This is a genomic window from Enterococcus sp. AZ194 (assembly GCF_051713825.1).
Lineage (GTDB): Bacteria > Bacillota > Bacilli > Lactobacillales > Enterococcaceae > Enterococcus_K.
Genome location: NZ_JBIOQR010000001.1, coordinates 1,275,191 through 1,297,688, shown reverse-complemented (window position 1 = coordinate 1,297,688; position 22,498 = coordinate 1,275,191). Strand labels below are relative to the sequence as shown.

Here is a 22,498-nt window from a genome sequence, read left to right as displayed (position 1 = left end):
GACTATCTATGATAATTCCCTCCTTGATTTAGACGGTAGCTCAATTTGCTACCCAATAGTTATACGTTTCAATAGTTTTCGGATAAATCTTTTGCTCCTGCATAAGTAAATGCTCTAGGGTATGCTTCGTTTCAAAAGCAACTACTTCATCCAAATCGACAAAAGCAAGTTCACGTGCTTCTTTGACCCCTGGAAATGAACGACCCGGTTCAATATAATCAGCAACATAAATAATTTTGTCTAATAAGCTCATCTCGGCAGCGCCGGTTGTATGCAATCGAATGGCTTGTAGAATCTCTTCATCCATAATCCCAAGCTCTCTAGATACAAAATCTGCCCCGACAAGACCATGCCAAATTGCATTCCCATAATTTAGAAGCTCTTTGTCATAACCATCGCGATTAATCACCAAAATAAATTCATCATTTGGTCGTTCTTTGGCATAGTCATGTGTTAATGCGGCAATACTGGCTTTTTCAAGTGAAACACCATACTTTTTAGCTAGCGTGATTGCCGTTTCCTCCACACCTAAAACGTGTTTGAAACGACGTTCACTCATTCGCATTTGGACCTTTTGCATCAACACTTCACGCGCATACATCGTATATTTTTCACTATAGTTCATTAAGATACAACTCCTTATCTTGAATATAGCGTCGAACTTTTTCAGGGACTAAGTAGCGGATACTACAACCACTAGTCACCTTTTTGCGAATCACGGACGAACTTAAATCATTTTCAGGCACGTCCACCCAAATAATTGGATAAGCCGGCTGCATGCCAAACTCAGGTCTCCTAATGCCTACAAAATTAACTAGCTCAAGCAATTCGTCTATACGATGCCACTTTGGAAGATAATCCACCATGTCACCACCAATAATAAAATAGTAATCAGTATCCGGATTTTTTTCTGTCAAAGCTTGCATCGTTTCATAGGTATAGCTTTTGCCTTTTCGCTCAAGTTCAATCGTTTCAACTGCCAATAAAGGATTATCTTCAACAGCGAGCTCCAACATAGCTAGTCGATGCACGGCGTCAATCGTTTTCTTTTCATCCGCATGTGGCGGAAGATAAGACGGCATCAGATACACTTTATCTAACCCTAATCCCTGCCCCACCTGATCTGCAATCATCAGATGAGTGAAATGAACAGGATTAAAATTCCCACCTAAAATACCTACTTGTTTTCTAGCTATCATTTCTGTTTTTTCAGGCATTGTTAACACGGTCGTTCTATTATTAGACTGGATATGTGTACTCATGATCGCACCACCTTTTAAATTGCGCGGACTTCTTTAGAAATTTTTTGATATTTTTCTTTGTCAGAAGGTTTATATAATACTAACACCCGTCCAATAATTTGGACAACCTGACAATGAATTTCGTTTTCCAAGATTTCAGCAACCTCTTCAGCTACTTCATCAGTATTTTGTAACAAGCTAATCTTGATTAATTCGCGTTTCATGAGCGCTTCATCAATCTGAATCCACATCGCTTCATTCATTCCGCCTTTTCCTACTTGGAAAATAGGGTTCAAATGATGCGCTTGGCTTCGTAAAAATCGTTTTTGTTTTCCTCGTAATGCCATAATTGTCCTTCTTTCTTAAATCAATGCCTTGCGTTTGATGACGTCGACCCCTTTTGGCGCCCAACCAGCCACTACTCCAGGGCTTGTCACGGTAATCCATCCTAACCCGGCAAAAACTATATCGGTTTTTTCCTTAATTGAAAACTCAAAACGGATTAATTCAGGAAAATCTGCCACTTCATCGACACGAGGAGGTTGAATAAGTCCCCCCACATGTTTTTCATAGAAAGCATCCGCATTTTCAAGCTTCGTTCGATGTGGTTCAATATCATTTGAAACATACGCAACAAATGAACTTCTATCTCCTTGAATAAAATCAAAACGAGCAAGACCACCCAAAAAGAGTGTTTGTCCCGCATTTAGCTGATAGATTTTGGGTTTTATTTCCTTTGTAGGTGCAATAATACGTAAATCTTTTTTTCCTAAATAATGAGCCATTTGATGTCGATGAATAATCCCTGGTGTATCGATTAAAAACTTTCCGTCATCTAAAGGAATTTCAATCTTATCCAATGTCGTTCCAGGAAATTGTGATGTCGTAATCAGATCTTGAACACCTGCTGTCTGTTTAATAATTTGATTAATCAGGGTTGATTTCCCGACATTCGTTACCCCGACAACATAGACGTTACGGCCTTCACGATATTTTTCGATTGTCGCTAACAGTTCTTCCATCTCATTCGGTTTTTTGGCACTCGTCAACAAGACATCAACCGGGCGTAACCCTGCTTCATGTGCTCGCTCAACCATCCATTGTTTCATTTTCGATTTCTTTAACGACTTAGGTAAAATATCGACTTTATTTCCTACTAATAACACTGGATTATTACCAACAAAACGGTGTAACCCAGGAATTAAGGACCCATTAAAGTCAAAAATATCAACGACATTCACAATCAACGCCTCTTCTTGTCCAAGTGTATTTAAAAGACGTAAAAAATCATCATCTGTCAAATGAACATCTTGAATGTCATTGTAGTGTCTCAATCGAAAACAACGCTGACAATAAACTTCACCTGATTCTAAGCCTTTTTCTAGTGCCCCTTTAGGCGTGTAGCCTAATTCACCGGGAGATTGTGTTTGAATTTCGGCCCCACAGCCGATGCAATGAATTGCTTCTGTCATTCGAGTCCACCTCGCCATTTCATTTCAGGATGTTTTTTCAGTAAAGAACGCATAATCTTTCGCTCAAAAAACCGATTAATACGTGTATTCCAACCATCTGTATCAATAATTGGTCGAACGAGGATACTGCGAATACCCGCTCGATTAGCCCCACGGATATCCGTCATAATTTGATCGCCTACCATGACAATTTCATCATCTGAAAGATTTAATTTTTTCTGCGCAGACTTAATACCTCGAGCAAATGGTTTTAAGGCTCGTGCAACATAATCTAAATCAAATTTTTGAATCGCACGCTCCACACGACTCGATTTGTTATTTGAGACAACCACTACTGGAATTCCAGCATTTTTCATCTCAAGAATCCAGTTCAAAAGCTCTTGGGTGCCATCCGGATTATTCCAAGCAATCAGTGTATTATCCAAATCAGTTAATACAGCTTTAATGCCCATTTTCTTCAATTGTTCTGGTGTAATTTGATAGATGGCATCAACCATCCACGTTGGTTTATAATTTGAAAACATATTGTCTCCTTGATTCAAAAAATGAAGGAGTACCATTTGTACTCCTCAACCCCATATTATACGTTATTTCTTTGAAAAAAACTACTATTCTGAAACAGAAATCTTGAAACCTCACTATTTCCTCGCATTCCTTGTCTTAACTCTGACTGATTCTCTTGATTTTTGATGACTTCCTCTATAAAAGAGACAAAAAAAGCTTTCACTATTTATTTCAGAAAATTTAAAATTTTATTCTGGAATAAATAGGGAGAAGCTATAATTTTTGTTTGAATGCCGTCTGTCTATTTATGATTTATGCTATTTATACTTAGAGAACCTTTGATAAAAAATCAATCGTCCGAGGGCTTCTAGTTTCCTCAAAAACTTCTGTTGGGGTTCCTTCTTCTACAATTACTCCTTGATCCATAAACAAGATACGATCGCCGACTTCTTTTGCAAAGCCCATCTCATGAGTAACAATCACCATTGTCATTCCCTCTTGCGCTAAATTTTGCATAACAGTCAAAACCTCTCCGACCATTTCTGGATCTAAAGCTGAGGTCGGTTCATCAAACAACATGACTTCAGGCTCCATAGCTAATGCACGAGCAATCGCAATCCGCTGCTTTTGTCCTCCTGATAAAGACTGAGGATACGCATCCGCTTTGTCGACTAGGCCAACCTTCTTTAATAAATCGAGTCCAATCACCTCAGCATCACTTTTCGCCATTTTTTTAACTTTAACCGGCGAAAGCGTGATATTTTCCAACACTGTCATATTTGGAAACAGATTAAACTGTTGGAAAACCATCCCTAACTTTTCTCTCATTTTATAAATATCATTGTCTTTGTGAGTAATATCGGTGCCATCCACTAGAATCGTTCCACTCGTCGGCTCCTCTAAGAGATTAATACAGCGCAAAAAGGTACTTTTCCCTGAACCTGAAGGACCAATGACCACGACCACTTCCCCTTTTTTAATTTCCGTATCCAGCCCTTTTAAAACCTCTTGTTTAGCAAATGATTTATGCAATTTCTTTATTTCAATTAATGAACTCATCCTGCTTCCTCCTACCGATGATAACCTTTCCCTAATTTCTTTTCCCATAGATTTAAGACTCTAGATAGAATAAACGTTAGGATAAAATAGATTCCTGCAGCTACATATAGCGGCTCTAACGGAATAAACGAATCAGAGACAACAATCTGAGCACTACTTAATAATTCATAAATACCAATAGTTGATAATAGAGAAGAATCTTTAATCAAAATAATAAATTCATTTCCCATGGGTGGCAAAATATTTCTAAGGGCTTGAGGTAAAATGACATAACGCATAGCTTGCATTGGTCTTAAACCTAAAGACCCTGCTGCCTCTTGTTGTCCATAGTCAACTGCAATAATCCCTGCCCGGACAATCTCCGCCACATAAGCCCCTGAATTAAGCGAAAGAACTAACATCCCTGGAATCAATCGGCCAAAATCAATGGCTAACACGCCAATTGTAATTGTTGGTGCCGAAACAATTCCTTGTAACAAACCAAATCCTATCAAAACCTGAATTAACATTGGTGTTCCCCGAAAGACCTCAATGTAAATATTTGAAAACCATCGCAAAGGGGTTACTTTGGATAACTTCATTAAAGCTAAGCAAATCCCCAGTATTGTTCCCAAGATGATGGTGACAACTGAAATAATCAGTGTAACTAATGTCCCTGATAAAAAGTAGGGAAGATAGTTCGGTAAGAAAGAAAAATTCATCGTTTATTGCTCCAATCTATTTATCCGTGCTTTCATTGGCTAATTTACTGTTTTTTTGAACATACTCTTCAACGGTTCCATCCTTAATTAGGCCTTCCAGGATTTTATCCAGCTCTGTTTTTAATTCCGTACTTCCTTTAGGCAATGCGATTGCATACGCCTCATCTTCGTTAGACACCAAATCGATGTCAGCAAACATCAAATCGGCATTTTGAGCAATGTAAGCCGCACCGATTGTTTCTTCGACAACCAACGCGTCAATTGAGCCTTGATTCAGCTCAATAACCAAGTTAGGTACTTTGGCAACCGAAACAATTTGAGCGTCCCCAATCTGCTCCTTAACCACTGATTCTTGAATCGAACCTTTTTGTGCGCCAACTTTTTTCTTACTTAATGAATCAATTGAAGTATAAGCATCGGCATTTTTCTTATTGATCATAACTTTTTGTGGTGGGTTATAGTAATTGACTGAAAAATCAAATGTTTTCTGACGTTCCTCTGTTGCAGAAATCCCGGAAATGGCAATATCGATTTTTCCTTGCTGTAAAGCAGTTAGAACTGCAGAAAACTCCATATCTATAAATTCGACTTTAACACCCAACTCTTCAGCTATTTTCTTGACCATATCTACATCTGCTCCGACAATCTCATCTTTTCCATCAACCATCTTATGAAATTCAAACGGCGCAAAGTCAGCAGAGGTCCCCACCTTTAAAACGCCTGCTTTTTTAATTGCCGCCAACTGATTTGTCTCCTCTTTATTCGCTCCACCCGACGAAGAGGTTTTTCCACCATCTCCACAAGCGGTCAAAATACAAATTGCGACAACTGATAAAATAATCCCGAAATACTTCTTCATACAAAACACTCCTTAATTTTTATGCATTACAAATCATTTATTTGTGATTATATACATAATACCACATTGTTTTTGAATTTTCATCCATTTTTCGAAAAAATTTTAAGTTTCTTTTTTCAAGAGCAGAAATGCTTTTATACCAGTGATTAAAGCCATTATTATTCGGGAAAATGAGGCAAATCAATGGATAGCTCATTTATATCCATGTAACAACCGACCTTTTGAATCACATATTTATACATTTTTTAGGTAATAGCAAATAGGCACTCACAACATTTGTGAGTTCTCTCGTTAAATTGAGCAAAAAAAAGCCAATGGTTAATATTGAAATTAACCACTGACTATTTTAGAAACGTCTAAATCGTTGATATCGTTCTTCTAAAAGAACATCTACTTCTTTTTTTGCTAATTGTGTTAGTTTTTCAACTAACGCTTTTTTCACAATTTGAAGAACCTTCTCTTGTGATAGAGGTTTTCCCTGGAAGGTCTCCGGAATGACTTTATCGATAACATTCAACTCTTTAAGTTCAGGTGCTGTAATTTTCATCAGTTCGGCAGCTTCCTGTGCGCGACTACCATCTTTCCAAAGAATCGAAGCAAAACCTTCAGGAGATAGAATTGCATAAATCGTCTGCTCCAGCATCCAAACCTCATCTGTTAAGGCCAAGGCTAGCGCGCCCCCACTGCCCCCTTCACCAATAATAATTGATAAAGTTGGAACTTTTAAATCAGCCATTTCAAACAGATTCTTAGCAATCGCCTCACCTTCTCCACGTTCCTCTGCACCAACCCCGCAAAAGGCGCCAGCCGTGTTGATAAAGGTGATTACTGGTCGTTTGAATTTCTCCGCCTGTTTCATTAGTCGTAAAGCTTTTCGATACCCTTCTGGATGAGGAGAACCAAAATTTCGTTCAATATTTTCTGGAAGATTGCGGCCTTTTTGAATCCCGATAACCGTTACTGGTTTCCCATCTAAAAGCGCAATTCCGCCTACGATTGCTTGGTCATCACTAAACAAACGATCACCATGAAATTCTTGAAACCCATCAAATATTCTTTCAAAATAATCCAAGCTAGTCAAACGATCTTTGTGTCTAGCCAACTGAACAATCTCATGTGCTGTATTTGTCATAAACTAGACCCATCCCTTCATTGTATGCAAGTGCAAGAGATCAACCAGCTTTTGTTTTAACTCAGCTCTTGGCACGATTTGGTCAACAAACCCATGTTCAAGTAGAAACTCAGCTTTTTGGAAATTCTCGGGTAACTCTTGTTTGATAGTCTGTTCAATCACTCGACGTCCAGCAAACCCAATCATACTTTGAGGCTCTGCTAAAATAATATCTCCAAGCATCGCGAAACTAGCCGTCACTCCGCCAGTCGTCGGATCCGTCAAAACAGTCAGATAAAACAGTCCAGCATTGTTATAACGTTTTACAGCAGCAGAAATTTTTGCCATTTGCATCAGCGAAAAAATTCCCTCTTGCATTCGTGCACCACCTGATGCCGTAAATAAAACAACTGGTAACTTTTCTTCTATCGCTCGCTCAAACAGACGGCAAATTTTTTCGCCAACAACGGTTCCCATACTTCCCATAATAAAGTTTGAATCCATAATTCCAATTGCAATAGGTTGTTGGTCAATCGTTGCTTTTCCAGTCAAAACTGCTTCGTGAAGCCCCGTTGCTTCTTGAACCTTCTCAACTTTTTCTAAATAGCCTGGAAAGTCTAATGGATCCTCCGTTTGACAATCGGTTCCCCATTCTTCAAAGCTTTTTTCGTCAATCAATAAGGACAAGCGTTCCCACGCACTAATTCGAAAATTATATCCGCAATGAGGGCAGGTTTTTTCTGCCCCAATTTCCTTCGTATAAAGCGTTCGTTTACAACTTGGGCATTTCGCCCACATATTATCTGGAACAGAAGGTTGATTCGACGTTTGGGTTGGTCGATTTGGATTAATTCGAATATAATTTTTCTTTTTAAACAAACCCATGTTTCATCCTCCTACTCTTCCTCAGGTGTCCAATTTGGTAAGAATGTTTCTTGTAAAAAGGCTGTGTCATAGTCTCCAGCCAAAACAGCTGGATGACTAATCAAGTCCATTTGAAACTCTGCGTTTGTAATCACACCATCCGTGACTATTTCGCCAAGGGCACGCTGCATTTTCATCAACGCATCAAAGCGGTTTTCCCCATGAACAATCACTTTTGCAATCATTGAATCATAATAGGGAGGAATACTGTAGCCTGAATACATCGCACTATCTACACGTAAACCCATTCCACCACTTGGTAATAACAAGTTGTGAATTTTCCCAGGTGACGGCGCAAAATGGAACGCCGGATTTTCTGCATTGATCCGACATTCAATCGCATGACCAGAGAAATGAATATCCTCTTGCGTCAACCCTAGAGGTTCCCCTGCAGCCACTTCGACTTGTTTTTTGACTAAATCAACACCTGTCACCATTTCTGTTACGGGATGTTCCACTTGGATTCGTGTATTCATCTCCATAAAGAAAAAATCCCCTTGTTCATCCATTAGAAATTCAATCGTCCCAGCGTTTTCATAAGAAACGGCTTTGGCTGCACGAACAGCTGCCTCGCCTAGTTTCTGTCTTTTCGCTTCTGAAATCACCACAGAAGGAGATTCCTCCATGACTTTTTGGTTATTTCTTTGTAATGAACAATCGCGTTCTCCTAAATGGATGACATTACCTGATTGGTCACCTAAAATTTGGACTTCAATATGGCGAGCTGGATAAATAATTTTTTCAATATACATATCATCATTATTAAAGGCCGCTTTCGCCTCTTGTTGAGCAGATGAGAAGTGCTGAGGTAACTCATCAGCGTTCAGAACCTTTCTGATTCCTTTTCCGCCACCCCCAGCAGCCGCTTTTAGCATCACAGGGTAGCCAATCGATTCTGCAATCTCAAGGGCTTCCTCGACACTCGAAATAACCCCTTCACTACCTGGAATCACTGGAACTTCTGCCTCAATCATCAGTTTTCTAGCATTTATTTTGTTTCCCATTGCATCAATCGTTTGACTTTTGGGACCGATAAATACAATATTACATTCCTCACACATCGAAGCAAACTGACTATTTTCCGATAGAAAACCGAATCCTGGATGAATGGCTTCAGCCTTAGTTACAATAGCTGCGCTAAGAACCGCTTGCACATTCAAATAAGAATCTGTCGCTTTAGCAGGTCCGATACAAACCGCCTCATCAGCCATCTGCGTATGAAGAGCCTCTCTGTCTGCCTCAGAATAAACAGCAACCGTCTGAATCCCCATTTCTCGACAAGCACGAATAATACGAACAGCGATTTCTCCACGATTGGCTATTAAAATTTTTGAAAACATACGTCACCTATCCAATCATAAATGTCAATTCTGCTTCAGCTACTTTTTTGCCGTCAACACGAGCAATTCCTTTACCGATTCCTGCTGAAGATTTCACTTTAAGAATCTCAACTTCTAACATTAATGTATTGCCTGGAACAACTTTTTGTCTAAATTTGGCTTTATCAATTCCACCAAAATAAGCCGTCTTCCCTTTAAATTGTTCTAATGAAAGTAACGCTACAGCTCCTGCCTGTGCCATCGCTTCAAGGATTAAGACACCTGGCATAACAGGTTCGCCCGGAAAATGCCCTTGGAAAACATGCTCATTAAAGGTCACATTCTTCTTAGCAACTACTCTCTGGCCTTCTTCGATTTCTTCAATTGTATCAATCAATAACATAGGGTAACGGTGAGGTATAATTTGTTTGATTTCTTCAATATTCATTTTCATCATTATCCTCTTTTCTATCTTGACTTAATTCGAAATAATGGCTGATGGAACTCAACCACATCTTCGTTATTTACAAGAATTTCAGTTATTTCACCATCAAATTCACTGGTAATTTCATTCATTAGCTTCATCGCTTCAATAATACATAAGACTTCACCTTTTTTGACTGTATCACCCACCGATTTATAAGCTGGTTTATCAGGTGATGGCTGTAAATAAACGACACCGACAATCGGGGAAAGGATTTCTTCTCCTTCTGCTTGTTTACCTGGCGTTTCATTAGCTGAATTACTAGTTTCAGTCGATTGAAGGGCTTGTATCGGCACAGATACAGGCGTAGCTGCTAAATCAGCAGCTGACGCTTGTATAGATTGAACAGGAGTTGACATGACTTGCTGTCTAGACTCACTGTTTTTATTCATATATAGTTCAAAGTCACCTTCACGTAAATCAAACTCTGTTAGTGAAGACACATCAAATTGATTCAATAATTCTTTAATCTCGCTGATATTCATCTTAATCCTCCCAGCGTTTTAAACAGATGACTGCATTATGACCACCGAAACCTAATGAATTACTCATAGCATAAGTTAATTCTGCAGGTTTGCTCTCATTAATCACAACGTTCAACTCAATCTCAGGATCAATTTCTTTTACGTTGATGGTTGGTGGTACAAATTGATGTTTTAAAGCAAGCAGTGTTGCAATTGCTTCAATCCCACCAGCAGCCCCTAATAAGTGACCTGTCATTGATTTTGTACTACTTACATATGTGTTCATAAAGTTTTCACCTAATGCAAGACGGATAGCTTTTGCTTCTGCTTTATCATTAGCAGGTGTACTAGTTCCATGAGCATTGATGTAACCAACATCTTCAGGCGAAATTCCAGCTTCTTCCATCGCTAAAATCATCGCTTTTGAAGCACCTGATCCATCTGGAGTCGGTGAAGTCATATGATAGGCATCACAGTTTGCACCATAACCGACAACTTCCCCTAAGATTGTTGCGCCACGTTTTTGTGCGTGCTCTAATGATTCCACTACAAAAATCCCAGCACCTTCACCCATAACAAATCCATTACGTTCTGCAGAGAAAGGAACGGAAGCTTTATCTGGGTCTGTTTCTCTTGATAAAGCAGTCAAAGAAGCAAATCCTGAAATACCAATTCCTGTAATAGAAGCTTCTGAGCCTCCTGCCAAAATAACATCAGAGTAGCCGTGTTTAATATTTCTAAACGCTTCTCCAATTGAGTGAGTCGCTGTTGCACAGGCAGTTACGATTGCCGTACAAATCCCTTTAGCGCCTACACGTAAGGCAATATTTCCTGCAGCCATATTTACAATTGACATTGGCACAAACATTGGCGATACACGTTGCGCACCCTTATCATGCATACGAATGACTTGGTCTTGAATCGTTTGTAAGCCACCAATTCCTGAACCTACCATGACGCCGAAACGATCTTGATTTACTGTTTCAGTAGTCAATCCGCTCATTTCCATTGCTTCTAAAGCAGCATAAACTCCGTAAATAGAAAATAAATCCATACGCTTGCTATCTTTTTTCACAAAATGTTTATCAAAAGGAAAATCATGGACTTCTGCTCCAACGGTAATTCCTGTATCTGTTGCGTCAAACTTAGTGATTGGACGAATTCCATTTTTTCCTTCTTTCAAACTATCTAAAAAGGCTTCGCTGTCATTTCCAATAGGAGATGCTACGCCATACCCTGTAATTACTACTCGATTCATCATTTTGCTCCTTTCCTTACCCTTGCATAACCATGCCACCATCAACATTGATGACTTGGCCTGTAATATACGAACTCTTAGCTAAAAATACAGCTGTTTCTGCGACATTTTCTGGACGACCAAAACGTTGCATTGGAATTTGCTTACACGCTTCTTCTTTGACCTTATCAGATAACACATCAGTCATATCAGTTTCAATAAATCCTGGGGCAATCGCGTTACAAGTAATACCACGTGTAGCCGCCTCTCTAGCAACTGATTTTGTCAGACCAATTACACCCGCTTTACTAGCGGCATAATTTGCTTGACCTAGGTTACCAATTAATCCTGAAACACTTGAAAGATTGATGATTGCGCCTTGACGTTGTTTCATCATTTTTTTTAAGACATGTTGGGTCATGTTGAAGGTGCCAGTCAAATTAATTTTTAACACTTTTTCAAAATCATCAGCTGTCATACGTAAGACTAACTTATCATTTGTAATTCCTGCATTATTAACTAAAACATCAACACTTCCAAGCTCTTTAATCGCTTGGTCAATCATTTCGCCGGCACTATCAAAATCTGAGATATCGCCAGAAACGCCAACACATGAAACACCTAGATTTTGTATTTCTTGAATGCTATCCGCAGAAATTTCACCGCGCCCGTTTAAAATAATATTCGCGCCTTCTTTGGCGAAAGCTGTCGCCATTGCTGCACCAAGACCTCGAGTACTTCCTGTAATAAAGACGTTTTTCCCTTTTAATTCCATCAGTTACCCCCTGCTAAAAATTCTTTTGTTTGAAGAAATGTTTCGGTATCCTCTATTCTTGAAATCTCAATAGAAGAATCAATTTTTTTAATAAAGCCACTCAATACTTTCCCTGGGCCAATCTCGACAACTCTTGTAATGCCCAGCTCTTTCATCGTTTCAATACTTTCATAAAAACGGACTGGTGACATCACTTGTCGTTTTAGTAGTTCTTTCATTTGATCATACGGCATGATTTTTGCGGTTGTATTACTGATTATAGGAATCCTTGGTTCAGAAAACGCAACAGTTGCTAAAACATCTTCAAGTTTTTTTGCTGCTGGCTCTAAAAGTCTGGTATGAAAAGGACCACTAACATTTAGTGGAATCATTCGTTTAACTCCTGCTTCTTTTAACAGTCTCATTGCTTCGTCAACGGCTTCAACCGAACCACCAATCACGATTTGCTGAGGCGTATTATAATTAGCCGGAGAAACAATTCCTAATTGGCTAGCTTTTTTGCAGCACTCTTCAATGACATCAACGGGGGCATTCATCACTGCCACCATTTTCCCTGTACCTGTTGGAGCTGCTTCACTCATAAATTTCCCACGCTTTGATACTAATTGAACCGCCGCCGAAAAATCGAGCACGCCACTAGCAACTAGTGCGGAATATTCTCCTAAACTTAGTCCCGCCATAACATCGGCAGAAAAGTTTTCTGAAGCTAATAATCGATGAAAAGCCACGCTCACGGTTAAGATTGCTGGCTGTGTATATTCTGTTTGATTTAGTTGAGGACTTTCCTCAAAACAAAGCTTCGCCATATCATAGCCAAGAGCTTGACTGGCTTCTTCAAATGTCTCACGAACAATTGATTCAGTCTTGCAAAGTTCTTGACCCATCCCTTGATATTGTGCTCCTTGTCCACTAAATAAAAATGCTGTTTTCATTGCGTTCTCCTTATCAAAACGTAGTAAATTTATTTCTTCTATAAAAGGAAAGGCCAGGCGAATCGCCTAACCTCAATAATTATTATTCAGCTTTTTGTTTTTCAACATATGTTACTAAATCTTGAACAGTTGAAATGCCATCTTCTGTTTCAATTTTCACATCGAAAGCATCTTCAATTTCGTTGATGATTTGGAATAAATCTAAGCTATCCGCTTCTAAATCATCTTGAATGTTTGTTGTTAATTGAATCTCTTCTGTATCTTTCCCTAATTCTTCTGCAATAATTTCTTGAATTTTTTCAAATACCATTTCTATATTCCTCCAATATTGTTTTCATCTTTTTGATTGAGCAAAGCTCTAAATTTATTGTAAACAGCTACTATAGAGTGAGGAGAATACTTCCCCAAGTTAACCCTCCACCGTAACCTGTAAACACAACTTTTTGTTTGGAACCTAATTGAATCTTCCCAGTTTCAACTGCTTCATCGAATAAAATCGGGATGCTCGCAGCTGAGGTATTGCCATATCTATCCATATTCGTTAAAAACTTCTCTCTAGGAACTTTTAACTTCTTAGAAATCTTCTCAATGATTCGTTCATTAGCTTGGTGTAATAAGAAATAGTCAATAGAGTCTAGTTCATCGCCAACAACTTCTTTAATATTGGCTACTACATCTCGAAGAGCAAAATCAAAGATGTCTCGGCCAACCATACTCAAGCAGTATGAAGATTCTGATTTTTCTCCATAAAATGGACTATTATTCTCATGAAAGCCGGCAGTCAATGCTTGGTTTCTGGTACCATCTGCAGCAATTTTTTCCTTTTGAATACTTGGTGTTTCGCTAGCTTCAAGTAGAACTCCAGCTGCACCATCTCCGAATAGAACTGCGGTTGAACGGTCTTCCCAATTCAATAATTTCGATAGCGTCTCGCCACCAATCACTAAACCATAACTTGAACCCGTCCGGATAAATTTTTCGGCAATAGATACGCCGTAAACAAATCCTGAACAAGCTGCACTAATGTCAAATGCCATAGCGTTTTTGGCGCCAATCAATCCCTGTACTTGGCAGGCAACTGAAGGGCTTGTATAATCTGGTGACATCGTAGCAACTAGAATAAAATCTAGTTGTTCAGCGAGAATACCTGATTTACTCAATAATTGCTCCGCCACTATCACACATAAATCTGAAGTATTTTCGTCTGTTACCACATGGCGCTCTTTAATTCCTGTTCTGGAACGAATCCATTCATCCGAAGTATCCATTAATTTCGTTAAATCTTCATTAGTCACGACCTTTTCAGGGACATAACGTGCGCTTGATATAATCTGTGCAAATCTACTCATCGCTTGTACCCTTGAAGAAAAGTGTGAAGATTTTTTAATGCTTTTAATAATGCTTCTTCTTCAGTCTTCTCCATACCGTGTAAAATATTTTTTACCATTTCACGATGGAAATGCTGATGAACTCGGAAAAGTAATTTTCCTTTTTTTGTCAGGCCAAGTTTTACAACCCGACGATCATCTTCACTACGAATTCGTTCGACATAGTCTTTTTTTACTAATCTATTAATGGCAATAGTTAGTGTACCCACAGTAATTGATAAATCTTTTGCTACTTCAGACGTTGTTTTTTTTCTATACATACCAATCGCTTCAATCGTGTGCATTTCTGTGATTGAAAGATCATTAAATTGTGATTTTTTAAGTTCGGATTCTTCAATGGTGAGAATATCATTGAAGACTGTCACCAGGTAATCATTGATTGTTTCCAGTTCCATGGGGCACCATCCATTTAGTTTGATTATCAAATCATTTGATGTTCAAACTATATCGTATTTTATTTGTGAATGCAACCCGTTTTTTGCTTTTTTTCGCTCTAAAAAATCGATTATTTTATTTTTTTATTTAAGAAATCCTCGCCATGCATTGTGTAGCAAGGACTCTATCATTTCTGATAAATTTGTCAAACAAACGAAAAATATTTTGATTATCAAAGCATTATTCCATATTTCAGTTAAAATTTTATTATCTATATAGTTCCCGTAAAGTAAAACGCATTTCAAATTAAAGCTTGCCATCCATGGTAAAATGAAACTAAAACGAGGTTTCTCCCATGAAAATAAGACATTATACTCCTGAACAAATTGAAGAAATCCGCACTCAGTTGCGAGAAACTAAAAATACAAGACTAAAACTAAAATACCAAGTCATTGATTTAAGTATGCAAGGGAAGCAAAATAAAGAAATCGCTGGAATGTTTCACTTGAACGAGACAACTGTAGGACTCTATATAAATAGTTATTTACAAGGGGGACTTACTGCACTCGTTCCCCAAAAAAAATCTAGACGTCCACCGTTCATGACAAAAGAACAGAGTCAAGCGTTATACGATGTCATACGTGATTATGTCCCTCATGACGTCGGTTTTCCAGGTCGCTACAATTGGACGGGTAAGCTTGCAGCAAAATGGTTAAAGGAAACGTATAACATAGATTATAAAGAAAGCAGTATTCTGCAACAAATGCATCAAATTGGCTTAAGTCATACGCGGCCTAGCTATGTACTAGCAAATGCCGATAAAGAGAAACAAGCCGAATTTTTGGAGCAACTGGAATCTGAAAAAAAAACTCGTAAATGGGGAGATTGAGCACCTGCTCTTTGAAGATGAATCCACTATACGTGATTATCAAGCGTTACAAGCCACTTGGTTTCCTATTGGTCAACAAAAGAAGATTAAGACGTACGGAAAACACTACAGTGTCAAGCTTACAGGAATATTGAATTACGAAACAGGTGCCGTTTATGTGGAAGAAAGTGACACATTTGACGCAAAGGTTTTCCAAGGATTTCTTGAAAATGTTCTAAAATTGTATCCTACAGGAATTATCGTCATGGTTTTAGATAACTCAAGAGTTCATCATGCCAAAATTTTACAAGATTTTTTGAGGAGAAATGTCCGATTGCGTCTCCTTTTTCTGCCACCTTATAGCCCTAATTTGAATGCCATTGAAGAGCTATGGAAATGGCTCAAGGAAACCTGTGTGAACAACGTTTTTTTCTCCAAATATTATCAAATTAAAATAGCCGTTCGTGCATTTGTTCGATGGGTAAATACCATTCCAAAAGAAACGATTGATCGGCTGTGCCTTTAATGCTTATTTATTAACAGAAACTATATACCAAGTTTTCAATTGTATTTTTGGCTATTTTCAGCTATAATCCAGTCACAATTTGTATAGGAGTCTCTACTATGTTAAAAGAAAAAGTTAAACGGTTACCGCGAACTCCCGGTGTCTATTTGATGAAGGATTATCTAGATGAAATCATCTATGTTGGAAAAGCCAAGCACTTAAAAGATCGCGTTTCAAGCTATTTTCAAAAGAATCAACAGCACTCAAAAAAAGTTTTACGGATGGTTCGCAACATTCATGATTTCGAGGTCATTCATGTGGATACAGAGTTGGATGCTTTATTGTTGGAATGCCAACTAATTCAACAATATCATCCAATGTATAACAGGATGATGAATTATTACAAAAACTATCTTTACATCAGCTACAGTCAGCAGACCTTTAGCCTTAGTACAGAAGCCTCAGCTGAATGTTACGGGCCTTTTAAAAACTATAAACGGCTACCGGAGCTACTTGTGGCCCTATCTGAAACTTATCTATTAAAAACGGTCTCCCCAATTACACGCTTAATAATTGAGGCACAGTTACCTGAAATCAAACAACTTACTATAGAAGAAAAAAATTCAGAAATACTTGGCTTTTTGTCTGGTGAGAATAAAAAAGTCCTTTCTTATTTAAAAAAACGCCAAGCTTATTGCATAGAACAAATGAACTTCGAATATGCTCAAAAGCTTCAAACGACAATCAAACAAATGGAGTCATTTATCTTTCTCATCAATCAACAAAAAGATACATTGGCCATAGAGCAGCAAATTCTCTCACTTCCGATAGATGGCTCACGAACCAAACACTATCTATTGGCGTGTGGTAGGGTACAAGAAACACTCATTACGCCCACATCTGTAGACCCTTCATTTACACAGGTGAACAAAAAGATTCTAGCACCGGCTAATTTTATCGAGAAGTCACAAATTGATCCGCTCTATATCCTATCCAGTTATGTAAACCGAGTAAAAGCGAAAGAAATCAGTGGGATAATCCGGCCCCCACTTGAAAAAGGAACCGATAAAAACTAAGACATTTGCCTTAATTTTTATCGGTTCCTTCAGAGTCTACTAGACCTAGGTAAAAAGGTTTATTGAATTAAATCATAAATTTCCATCGCAACGATATCGATATTATCGAATTGATACTGTTGTTGCGTATCTGCTTCTGTTAGTTCAAATGTATCTGTCACTTTGTCAAAAGTAACAGTACATTTTTCGACACCCTCTTTTTCAAAACGGCGAACTTGTACTTCATTGTCAGTTGCTTCAGTCATCGCTTCTAAGCGTTTAATGATGGCAACAAGTTGTGAGTGTTTCATGCGAGTGGCCTCCCTTTCTCTATTCCTGTTATATTGTAACAAAAGCTACGCTGACTTGCATGATTTTTAGCAAAAAAATTGTGCTTTTTTATTAATTTTTTTTTGGTTTTTTTCCTTGATCCCACCAAAGCTTAATTAAAGCCTGTGTTCCGTCGTTTTCATAGCCCTTTTCAGCCAGTTGAAGATATAAAGATTTCGCTAAATCCGTCGCTGGCAACTTCACAGATAACTTGTCGGCTTCATCTAAAGCAATCTTCAGGTCCTTTATAAAATGTTTGACAAAAAAACCAGCTGTATAATCTTCTCTAAGAATTCTTGGACCATAATTTAACATTGACCAATTTGCGGCACTTCCACCACCTAGCGTTTCAATCACTTTGTTTAAATCTAACCCGGCCGATTGAGCATACACCAACATCTCAGTCATTCCTGTCATCGTACCAGCAATCATAATTTGATTTGCCATTTTTGTATGTTGGCCCTTTCCGGAAGAGCCATGAAGCATAAATGTTTTCCCAAAACTTTCAAAAATCGGCAAGACCTGTTCGTAGGCTTCTTTTTCTCCACCAACCATAATCGTCAATGTGCCATTTTTTGCACCCAAATCGCCACCAGAAACAGGGGCATCCAGTGCTTGGCCACCTTTTTCTTGCGCCGTTTTTGCTATTTTAACAGCTAGAGTTGGTGTACTTGTAGTTAAATCAACCAAAATCTTACCTGCAACATCCGTTTTAAAAATGCCATGCTCCCCGTAATACACTTCCTCTACGTCTTGAGGAAAACCGACCATTGTAAAAATGATGTCACTAGCTTCCGTTATCTTTTGAGGCGTGTCCAACCATGTCGCCCCTAATTCAACCAACTCATCTGTCCGACTTTTTGTACGATTATAAACATTTACTTCATAATTTTTCTTGAACATATTTTTAATAATTGATGCCCCCATGACACCTGTCCCAATAAATCCAATTTTCATTTTACCATTCCTCCTAAAAATAAAAAATCCTTGTCTCCAGTATACTCTAGAAACAAGGATTTTACTTTATTCAAAGACTATTTTTTAAAACTAGTGAATCGAACACGAATTTTTTCCATAGAGGGTTCTAAATTTTTCAACATAAGTTGTTGTTCATGATAGTCAATCATATCTTGATAAAACGAAATCATCTCTTCCCCAAAATGAGTCGCAGATATTTCAAACATCTTTTCTTTCAAAATATCTGCATCGCGAGGAATAGAACGGTTAATATAATTTATAAGTGCTGATGCAAAAGCCTCATCAGAATCAAATGTTTCTCCTAGAGAAGGATGAGAAATTAAATTATTTAGATAAGCATTTCCTTCCACGACTAACGGTGTCCCAGCTGCCATTGCCTCTGTATAGGTCAAACCTTGCGTTTCTGAAGTCGAAGTACTTACGAAATAATCTGCTGCTTTATAATATAGCGCTACTTCATCATTTGGAACCTCACCGACAAACTGAACCTTGTCTGAAATCCCCAAATCGTGAGTCATTTCTTGTAAAACTTCCATATAAGGGCCTTTTCCAACAATCACCAAACGTGCATTTGGAAGAGAGGTAACCACTTCAGGAAATCCTTGAATAATTGCTTGAATATTTTTTTCGTATGAAAGTCTACTTAGCGATAAAATCATTAATTGGTCTTCTTGTATCCCTAATTGTTCGCGCACTTCATCGGTCATCTCCGACGTGATATCCGAACGTTTAAATTTTTCGATATCAATTCCTGTTGGGATGATTCTCATTGGTTTTACAACACCATATGAACGAAGCTTTTCAATTACTCGTTCACTAGGACAAACGACTCCAGTTGAGTGATTTGAAAATATCCGTGAGTAATACTTAACATGTGTCGGTCGTAATACCTTGCCTTTAGCAATATAATGTAGGTAATCTTCATACATAGTGTGATAAGTATGGATCACTGGAATTTTCATCTTTTTGCCTACTAATTTCCCCAGTAACCCTGTTCCAAATTCCGTGTGCGTATGAATCAAATCTAATTCTAGCTCCTTTGAAATTAAATAAGCATACCACATACCGCGAACCACAATTCGTCGATCTTTAAATGATACGAAAGGAACACTCGGCATACGAATGACTCCCTCTTCAAATTTATCTGCATTCGGGTCAGAAGTCGTAAATATATATACGTCATGCCCGTTTTTCTCTAGCTCTTCTTTTAATGTTTTAATTGAAGTTGCCACGCCACTTACCTGGGGAAAATACGTGTCTGTAAAAAAACCTATCTTCACAATACTGCCTCCAAACTATCCTAATGATATTATTTATTCAAAACTAATCCTATAATGATAAGAATTTAATTAATTCTCAAGTTCAATTAACTGGTCATTATTCTTTGAATTGTTATTCACATTATATCACAGCAAACTTCTGTGTCACTCAATCTTAAGTCTTAGTTTTTCTTTTCCATTGATTATTACAGTCAGTACCTTGTTAAATCAAGCTTTTTTCATTCAAGATGACAGAGATATGACAAAACTGTTAGATAGGAAGTGAACAAAAAACAAAAAAAGCCGCAAAAGAAATTCAGATGAACTTCATTTGCGACTAGATGGTTATTAACCAACGTATTGATTTACTAATTCAACGACTTCTTCCATCGTGTCACATTCATTTAATGCGCGTTCAGCAAGTTCAGCCATCTTAGTTGTATCCAAACGTTTCATTAGACTACGAGTTTTAAGAATTGATGTAGCACTCATAGAGAACTCATCTAATCCTAGACCCATTAACAATGGTACCGCTATTTGATCGCCAGCCATTTCTCCACACATACCTGCCCATTTACCTTCAGCGTGAGCTGCATCGATAACGTTTTTAAGTAAACGTAAAATCGATGGGTTATATGGTTGGTAAAGATAAGAAACGCGTTCGTTCATACGGTCTGCAGCCATTGTATATTGAATTAAGTCATTTGTTCCAACGCTGAAGAAGTCAACTTCTTTAGCAAATTTGTCAGCAATTACTGCTGCCGCTGGAATTTCAATCATAATTCCGACTTGGATAGTATCAGAAACTTTTGTTCCTTCGCTTTCCAATTTTTCTTTTTCTTCGACAAAAATTTGTTTTGCAGCACGGAATTCTTTTAATGTAGCAACCATTGGGAACATAATACGTAAGTTACCATGAACAGAAGCACGTAACAATGCACGCATTTGTGTGCGGAACATGTCATCGCCTTGTTCTGATAAACTAATACGTAATGCACGGTAACCCAAGAAAGGATTCATTTCGTGTGGTAATTGTAAGTAAGGTAATTCTTTGTCCCCACCGATATCCATCGTCCGAACAACGACTGGTTTGCCAGCCATTCCTTCCAATACTGCTTTGTAAGCTTTGTATTGGTCGTCTTCAGTTGGGAAATCTGGTGAATCCATGTATAAGAATTCTGTACGGTACAAACCAACTGCTTCTCCTCCATTGTTATGAACACCCTCTAAATCTTTAGGAGTTCCAATGTTGGCAGCTAATTCAATGTGTTTGCCATCAGCTGTCACAGTTGCTGCATTTTTCAGTTTTTCCCATTCTGCTTTTTGAGCAGCATAGGCTTCACCAGCTTTGATAAATTCAGCTTTTTGAACTTCAGTAGGATCAACAATGACATCCCCTTCAATCCCATTTACTGCTAACATATCATTTGCTTTTACTTTTGCAGTAATCTCTTTTGTCCCAACAATCGCCGGAATTTCAAGAGAACGTGCCATAATCGCAGAATGTGAAGTACGTCCACCAATGTCAGTGACAAAGGCTTTCACATACTTACGATCTAATTGAGCCGTATCACTAGGTGTTAAATCATGTGCTACGACAACAACCTCTTCATTGATCATTGATGGATTCGGTAAAGTTACACCCAATAAATGAGCCAATACACGTTTTGCAACGTCACGGATATCCGCAGCTCTTTCTTGCATATAAGCATTATCGTCCATTGCTTCAAACATACCAATATACATATCAGTAACTTCTTTTAAAGCAGACTCTGCATTAACTTTATTGTCTTGAATATTTTGTTTAATTTGACCAACCATTTCTGGATCTGAAAGAACCATCAAGTGTGCGTCAAATACTTGCGCTTCTGCTTCACCGAGGCTTTGCGCTGCTTTTTCCCGAATCGCTTGTAATTCTTCAGTAGACTTTGCCAAAGCATTATCTAGGCGAGTTTCCTCAGCAGCAGTATCTTCTACTGTAACTTTACTGAATGATAAATCCGGTTGAACTAGCAGGTAAGCTTTTGCTACGGCAACGCCATCGCTTGCGGCAATCCCTTTTAGCATTTCAACCATTATTCAGACAATCCTTCTTTCTGCATTGTTTCAACGATAGCAGCCATTGCATCTGCTTCGTCAGCACCTTCTGCAGTGATTGTTACATCAGAACCTTGGCCAACGCCAAGAGACATAACACCCATGATAGATTTAAGATTTACTGATTTACCTTTGTACTCAAGGTTAATATCAGAGTTAAATTTGCTTGCAGTTTGTACTAATAATGTAGCTGGACGAGCATGAATCCCTGTTTCTGCTACTACGTGAAATTGTTTGTTTTCCATGTTAATCGGTCTCCTTTATAATAAAAGTGTATTTTTATTGTGAGGGTTTTCTTTTTTCATAGTTCTGTTAGAACCATTCAAATTTCGACCCTTTCAATTGTAAAGATTACCATTTTTTTGCTAACGATACAACACTTTTCCCTCGAAATAAGCGAAAAATCCGTATATTTCGGAATATTTCTTCTAATCTATGAATCTGACCTTCTTATTCTCTACTCAAATCTACTTTACAATTATTTTAGTTTCATAAAATTAGGACCTCCTAAAAAAAGCAGTAGTTATTTCCACCGAAAAGCAACAGCTTCCCTAAATTTTT

The 22,498-nt window shown here is 38.1% G+C and carries 27 protein-coding genes; 3 read left to right on the top strand and 24 right to left on the bottom strand.

Going from position 1 to position 22,498, the window contains the following annotated elements:
- Positions 1-40 precede the first annotated feature (40 nt).
- The 19 genes from yqeK to fabT form a co-directional block, all read right to left on the bottom strand.
- On the bottom strand, positions 41-625 hold the full coding sequence (gene yqeK / locus IGI37_RS06220; RefSeq protein WP_438760571.1) for a bis(5'-nucleosyl)-tetraphosphatase (symmetrical) YqeK: 585 nt from the start codon (positions 623-625) through the stop codon (positions 41-43).
- The gene (locus IGI37_RS06215) at positions 615-1,217 is read right to left on the bottom strand and encodes a nicotinate-nucleotide adenylyltransferase (RefSeq protein ID WP_438763602.1); all 603 of its coding nucleotides are present in this window, start codon (positions 1,215-1,217) and stop codon (positions 615-617) included. The genes yqeK and IGI37_RS06215 overlap by 11 nt, the downstream gene beginning before the upstream one ends.
- Before the next feature lie 59 nt (positions 1,218-1,276).
- The gene (yhbY, locus tag IGI37_RS06210) at positions 1,277-1,588 is read right to left on the bottom strand and encodes a ribosome assembly RNA-binding protein YhbY (RefSeq protein WP_438760570.1); all 312 of its coding nucleotides are present in this window, start codon (positions 1,586-1,588) and stop codon (positions 1,277-1,279) included.
- Positions 1,589-1,603: 15 nt separating this feature from the next.
- Complete coding sequence (gene yqeH / locus IGI37_RS06205) at positions 1,604-2,713, bottom strand: ribosome biogenesis GTPase YqeH (protein ID WP_438760569.1); 1,110 nt, start codon at positions 2,711-2,713, stop codon at positions 1,604-1,606.
- Positions 2,710-3,237, bottom strand: a complete 528-nt coding sequence (locus IGI37_RS06200; RefSeq protein WP_438763600.1) for a YqeG family HAD IIIA-type phosphatase — start codon at positions 3,235-3,237, stop codon at positions 2,710-2,712. Before IGI37_RS06200 ends, yqeH begins: the two co-directional genes overlap by 4 nt.
- 307 nt (positions 3,238-3,544) lie before the next feature.
- The gene (locus IGI37_RS06195; protein WP_438760568.1) at positions 3,545-4,276 is read right to left on the bottom strand and encodes an amino acid ABC transporter ATP-binding protein; all 732 of its coding nucleotides are present in this window, start codon (positions 4,274-4,276) and stop codon (positions 3,545-3,547) included.
- 11 nt (positions 4,277-4,287) lie between these two features.
- Complete coding sequence (locus tag IGI37_RS06190) at positions 4,288-4,977, bottom strand: amino acid ABC transporter permease (RefSeq protein WP_438760567.1); 690 nt, start codon at positions 4,975-4,977, stop codon at positions 4,288-4,290.
- 16 nt (positions 4,978-4,993) lie between these two features.
- A complete protein-coding gene (locus IGI37_RS06185) occupies positions 4,994-5,836 on the bottom strand; it encodes a transporter substrate-binding domain-containing protein (RefSeq protein ID WP_438760566.1) in 843 nt (280 codons plus the stop codon).
- 346 nt (positions 5,837-6,182) lie between these two features.
- Positions 6,183-6,968 carry an acetyl-CoA carboxylase carboxyl transferase subunit alpha gene (locus IGI37_RS06180; protein ID WP_438760565.1) on the bottom strand — a complete coding sequence of 262 codons (786 nt, stop codon included), beginning with the start codon at positions 6,966-6,968 and terminating at the stop codon, positions 6,183-6,185.
- A 3-nt stretch (positions 6,969-6,971) separates the two neighbouring features.
- The gene (gene accD / locus IGI37_RS06175) at positions 6,972-7,832 is read right to left on the bottom strand and encodes an acetyl-CoA carboxylase, carboxyltransferase subunit beta (RefSeq protein ID WP_438760564.1); all 861 of its coding nucleotides are present in this window, start codon (positions 7,830-7,832) and stop codon (positions 6,972-6,974) included.
- Between the two features lie 11 nt (positions 7,833-7,843).
- The gene (locus IGI37_RS06170) at positions 7,844-9,211 is read right to left on the bottom strand and encodes an acetyl-CoA carboxylase biotin carboxylase subunit (RefSeq protein WP_438760563.1); all 1,368 of its coding nucleotides are present in this window, start codon (positions 9,209-9,211) and stop codon (positions 7,844-7,846) included.
- Positions 9,212-9,218: 7 nt separating this feature from the next.
- Positions 9,219-9,638 (bottom strand): 3-hydroxyacyl-ACP dehydratase FabZ, encoded by a 420-nt coding sequence (gene fabZ, locus IGI37_RS06165; protein ID WP_438763599.1) that lies wholly within the window; start codon positions 9,636-9,638, stop codon positions 9,219-9,221.
- A 20-nt stretch (positions 9,639-9,658) separates the two neighbouring features.
- Entirely contained in the window at positions 9,659-10,159 is a 501-nt protein-coding gene (gene accB, locus IGI37_RS06160) for an acetyl-CoA carboxylase biotin carboxyl carrier protein (RefSeq protein WP_438760562.1), read from the bottom strand.
- Between the two features lies 1 nt (position 10,160).
- A complete protein-coding gene (gene fabF, locus IGI37_RS06155) occupies positions 10,161-11,396 on the bottom strand; it encodes a beta-ketoacyl-ACP synthase II (protein ID WP_438760561.1) in 1,236 nt (411 codons plus the stop codon).
- A 16-nt stretch (positions 11,397-11,412) separates the two neighbouring features.
- Positions 11,413-12,150 (bottom strand): 3-oxoacyl-[acyl-carrier-protein] reductase, encoded by a 738-nt coding sequence (gene fabG, locus IGI37_RS06150; protein WP_438760560.1) that lies wholly within the window; start codon positions 12,148-12,150, stop codon positions 11,413-11,415.
- Entirely contained in the window at positions 12,150-13,082 is a 933-nt protein-coding gene (gene fabD, locus IGI37_RS06145; protein ID WP_438760559.1) for an ACP S-malonyltransferase, read from the bottom strand. Before fabD ends, fabG begins: the two co-directional genes overlap by 1 nt.
- A gap of 82 nt (positions 13,083-13,164) precedes the next feature.
- Positions 13,165-13,392, bottom strand: coding sequence for an acyl carrier protein (locus tag IGI37_RS06140; RefSeq protein ID WP_438760558.1), 228 nt, complete (start codon positions 13,390-13,392; stop codon positions 13,165-13,167).
- Positions 13,393-13,462: 70 nt separating this feature from the next.
- Entirely contained in the window at positions 13,463-14,431 is a 969-nt protein-coding gene (locus tag IGI37_RS06135) for a beta-ketoacyl-ACP synthase III (RefSeq protein ID WP_438760557.1), read from the bottom strand.
- Positions 14,428-14,865, bottom strand: a complete 438-nt coding sequence (fabT, locus tag IGI37_RS06130) for a fatty acid biosynthesis transcriptional regulator FabT (protein WP_438760556.1) — start codon at positions 14,863-14,865, stop codon at positions 14,428-14,430. The genes IGI37_RS06135 and fabT overlap by 4 nt, the downstream gene beginning before the upstream one ends.
- Positions 14,866-15,200: 335 nt before the next feature.
- Here fabT and IGI37_RS06125 point away from each other — a divergent pair, with 335 nt between their 5' ends.
- The 3 genes from IGI37_RS06125 (at position 15,201) to IGI37_RS06115 (ending at position 17,294) form a co-directional block, all read left to right on the top strand.
- Positions 15,201-15,734 (top strand): helix-turn-helix domain-containing protein, encoded by a 534-nt coding sequence (locus IGI37_RS06125; RefSeq protein WP_438760555.1) that lies wholly within the window; start codon positions 15,201-15,203, stop codon positions 15,732-15,734.
- The gene (locus IGI37_RS06120; RefSeq protein ID WP_438760554.1) at positions 15,658-16,239 is read left to right on the top strand and encodes an IS630 family transposase; all 582 of its coding nucleotides are present in this window, start codon (positions 15,658-15,660) and stop codon (positions 16,237-16,239) included. Before IGI37_RS06125 ends, IGI37_RS06120 begins: the two co-directional genes overlap by 77 nt.
- A gap of 98 nt (positions 16,240-16,337) precedes the next feature.
- Positions 16,338-17,294, top strand: coding sequence for a GIY-YIG nuclease family protein (locus IGI37_RS06115; protein ID WP_438760553.1), 957 nt, complete (start codon positions 16,338-16,340; stop codon positions 17,292-17,294).
- Positions 17,295-17,353: 59 nt separating this feature from the next.
- On the opposite strand, the gene IGI37_RS06110 is transcribed toward IGI37_RS06115, so the two are convergent.
- From IGI37_RS06110 to IGI37_RS06090, 5 genes are all read right to left on the bottom strand, one after another.
- Positions 17,354-17,584 carry a YkuJ family protein gene (locus IGI37_RS06110; protein WP_438760552.1) on the bottom strand — a complete coding sequence of 77 codons (231 nt, stop codon included), beginning with the start codon at positions 17,582-17,584 and terminating at the stop codon, positions 17,354-17,356.
- Positions 17,585-17,675: 91 nt separating this feature from the next.
- Positions 17,676-18,560: an NAD(P)-dependent oxidoreductase gene (locus IGI37_RS06105; protein ID WP_438760551.1), complete on the bottom strand. Its 885-nt coding sequence runs from the start codon at positions 18,558-18,560 to the stop codon at positions 17,676-17,678.
- 77 nt (positions 18,561-18,637) lie between these two features.
- A complete protein-coding gene (locus tag IGI37_RS06100; protein WP_438760550.1) occupies positions 18,638-19,861 on the bottom strand; it encodes a glycosyltransferase family 4 protein in 1,224 nt (407 codons plus the stop codon).
- Between the two features lie 327 nt (positions 19,862-20,188).
- Positions 20,189-21,916 carry a phosphoenolpyruvate--protein phosphotransferase gene (gene ptsP / locus IGI37_RS06095; protein WP_438760549.1) on the bottom strand — a complete coding sequence of 576 codons (1,728 nt, stop codon included), beginning with the start codon at positions 21,914-21,916 and terminating at the stop codon, positions 20,189-20,191.
- Positions 21,916-22,182, bottom strand: coding sequence for a phosphocarrier protein HPr (locus tag IGI37_RS06090; RefSeq protein ID WP_010767242.1), 267 nt, complete (start codon positions 22,180-22,182; stop codon positions 21,916-21,918). The genes ptsP and IGI37_RS06090 overlap by 1 nt, the downstream gene beginning before the upstream one ends.
- Positions 22,183-22,498 lie beyond the last annotated feature (316 nt).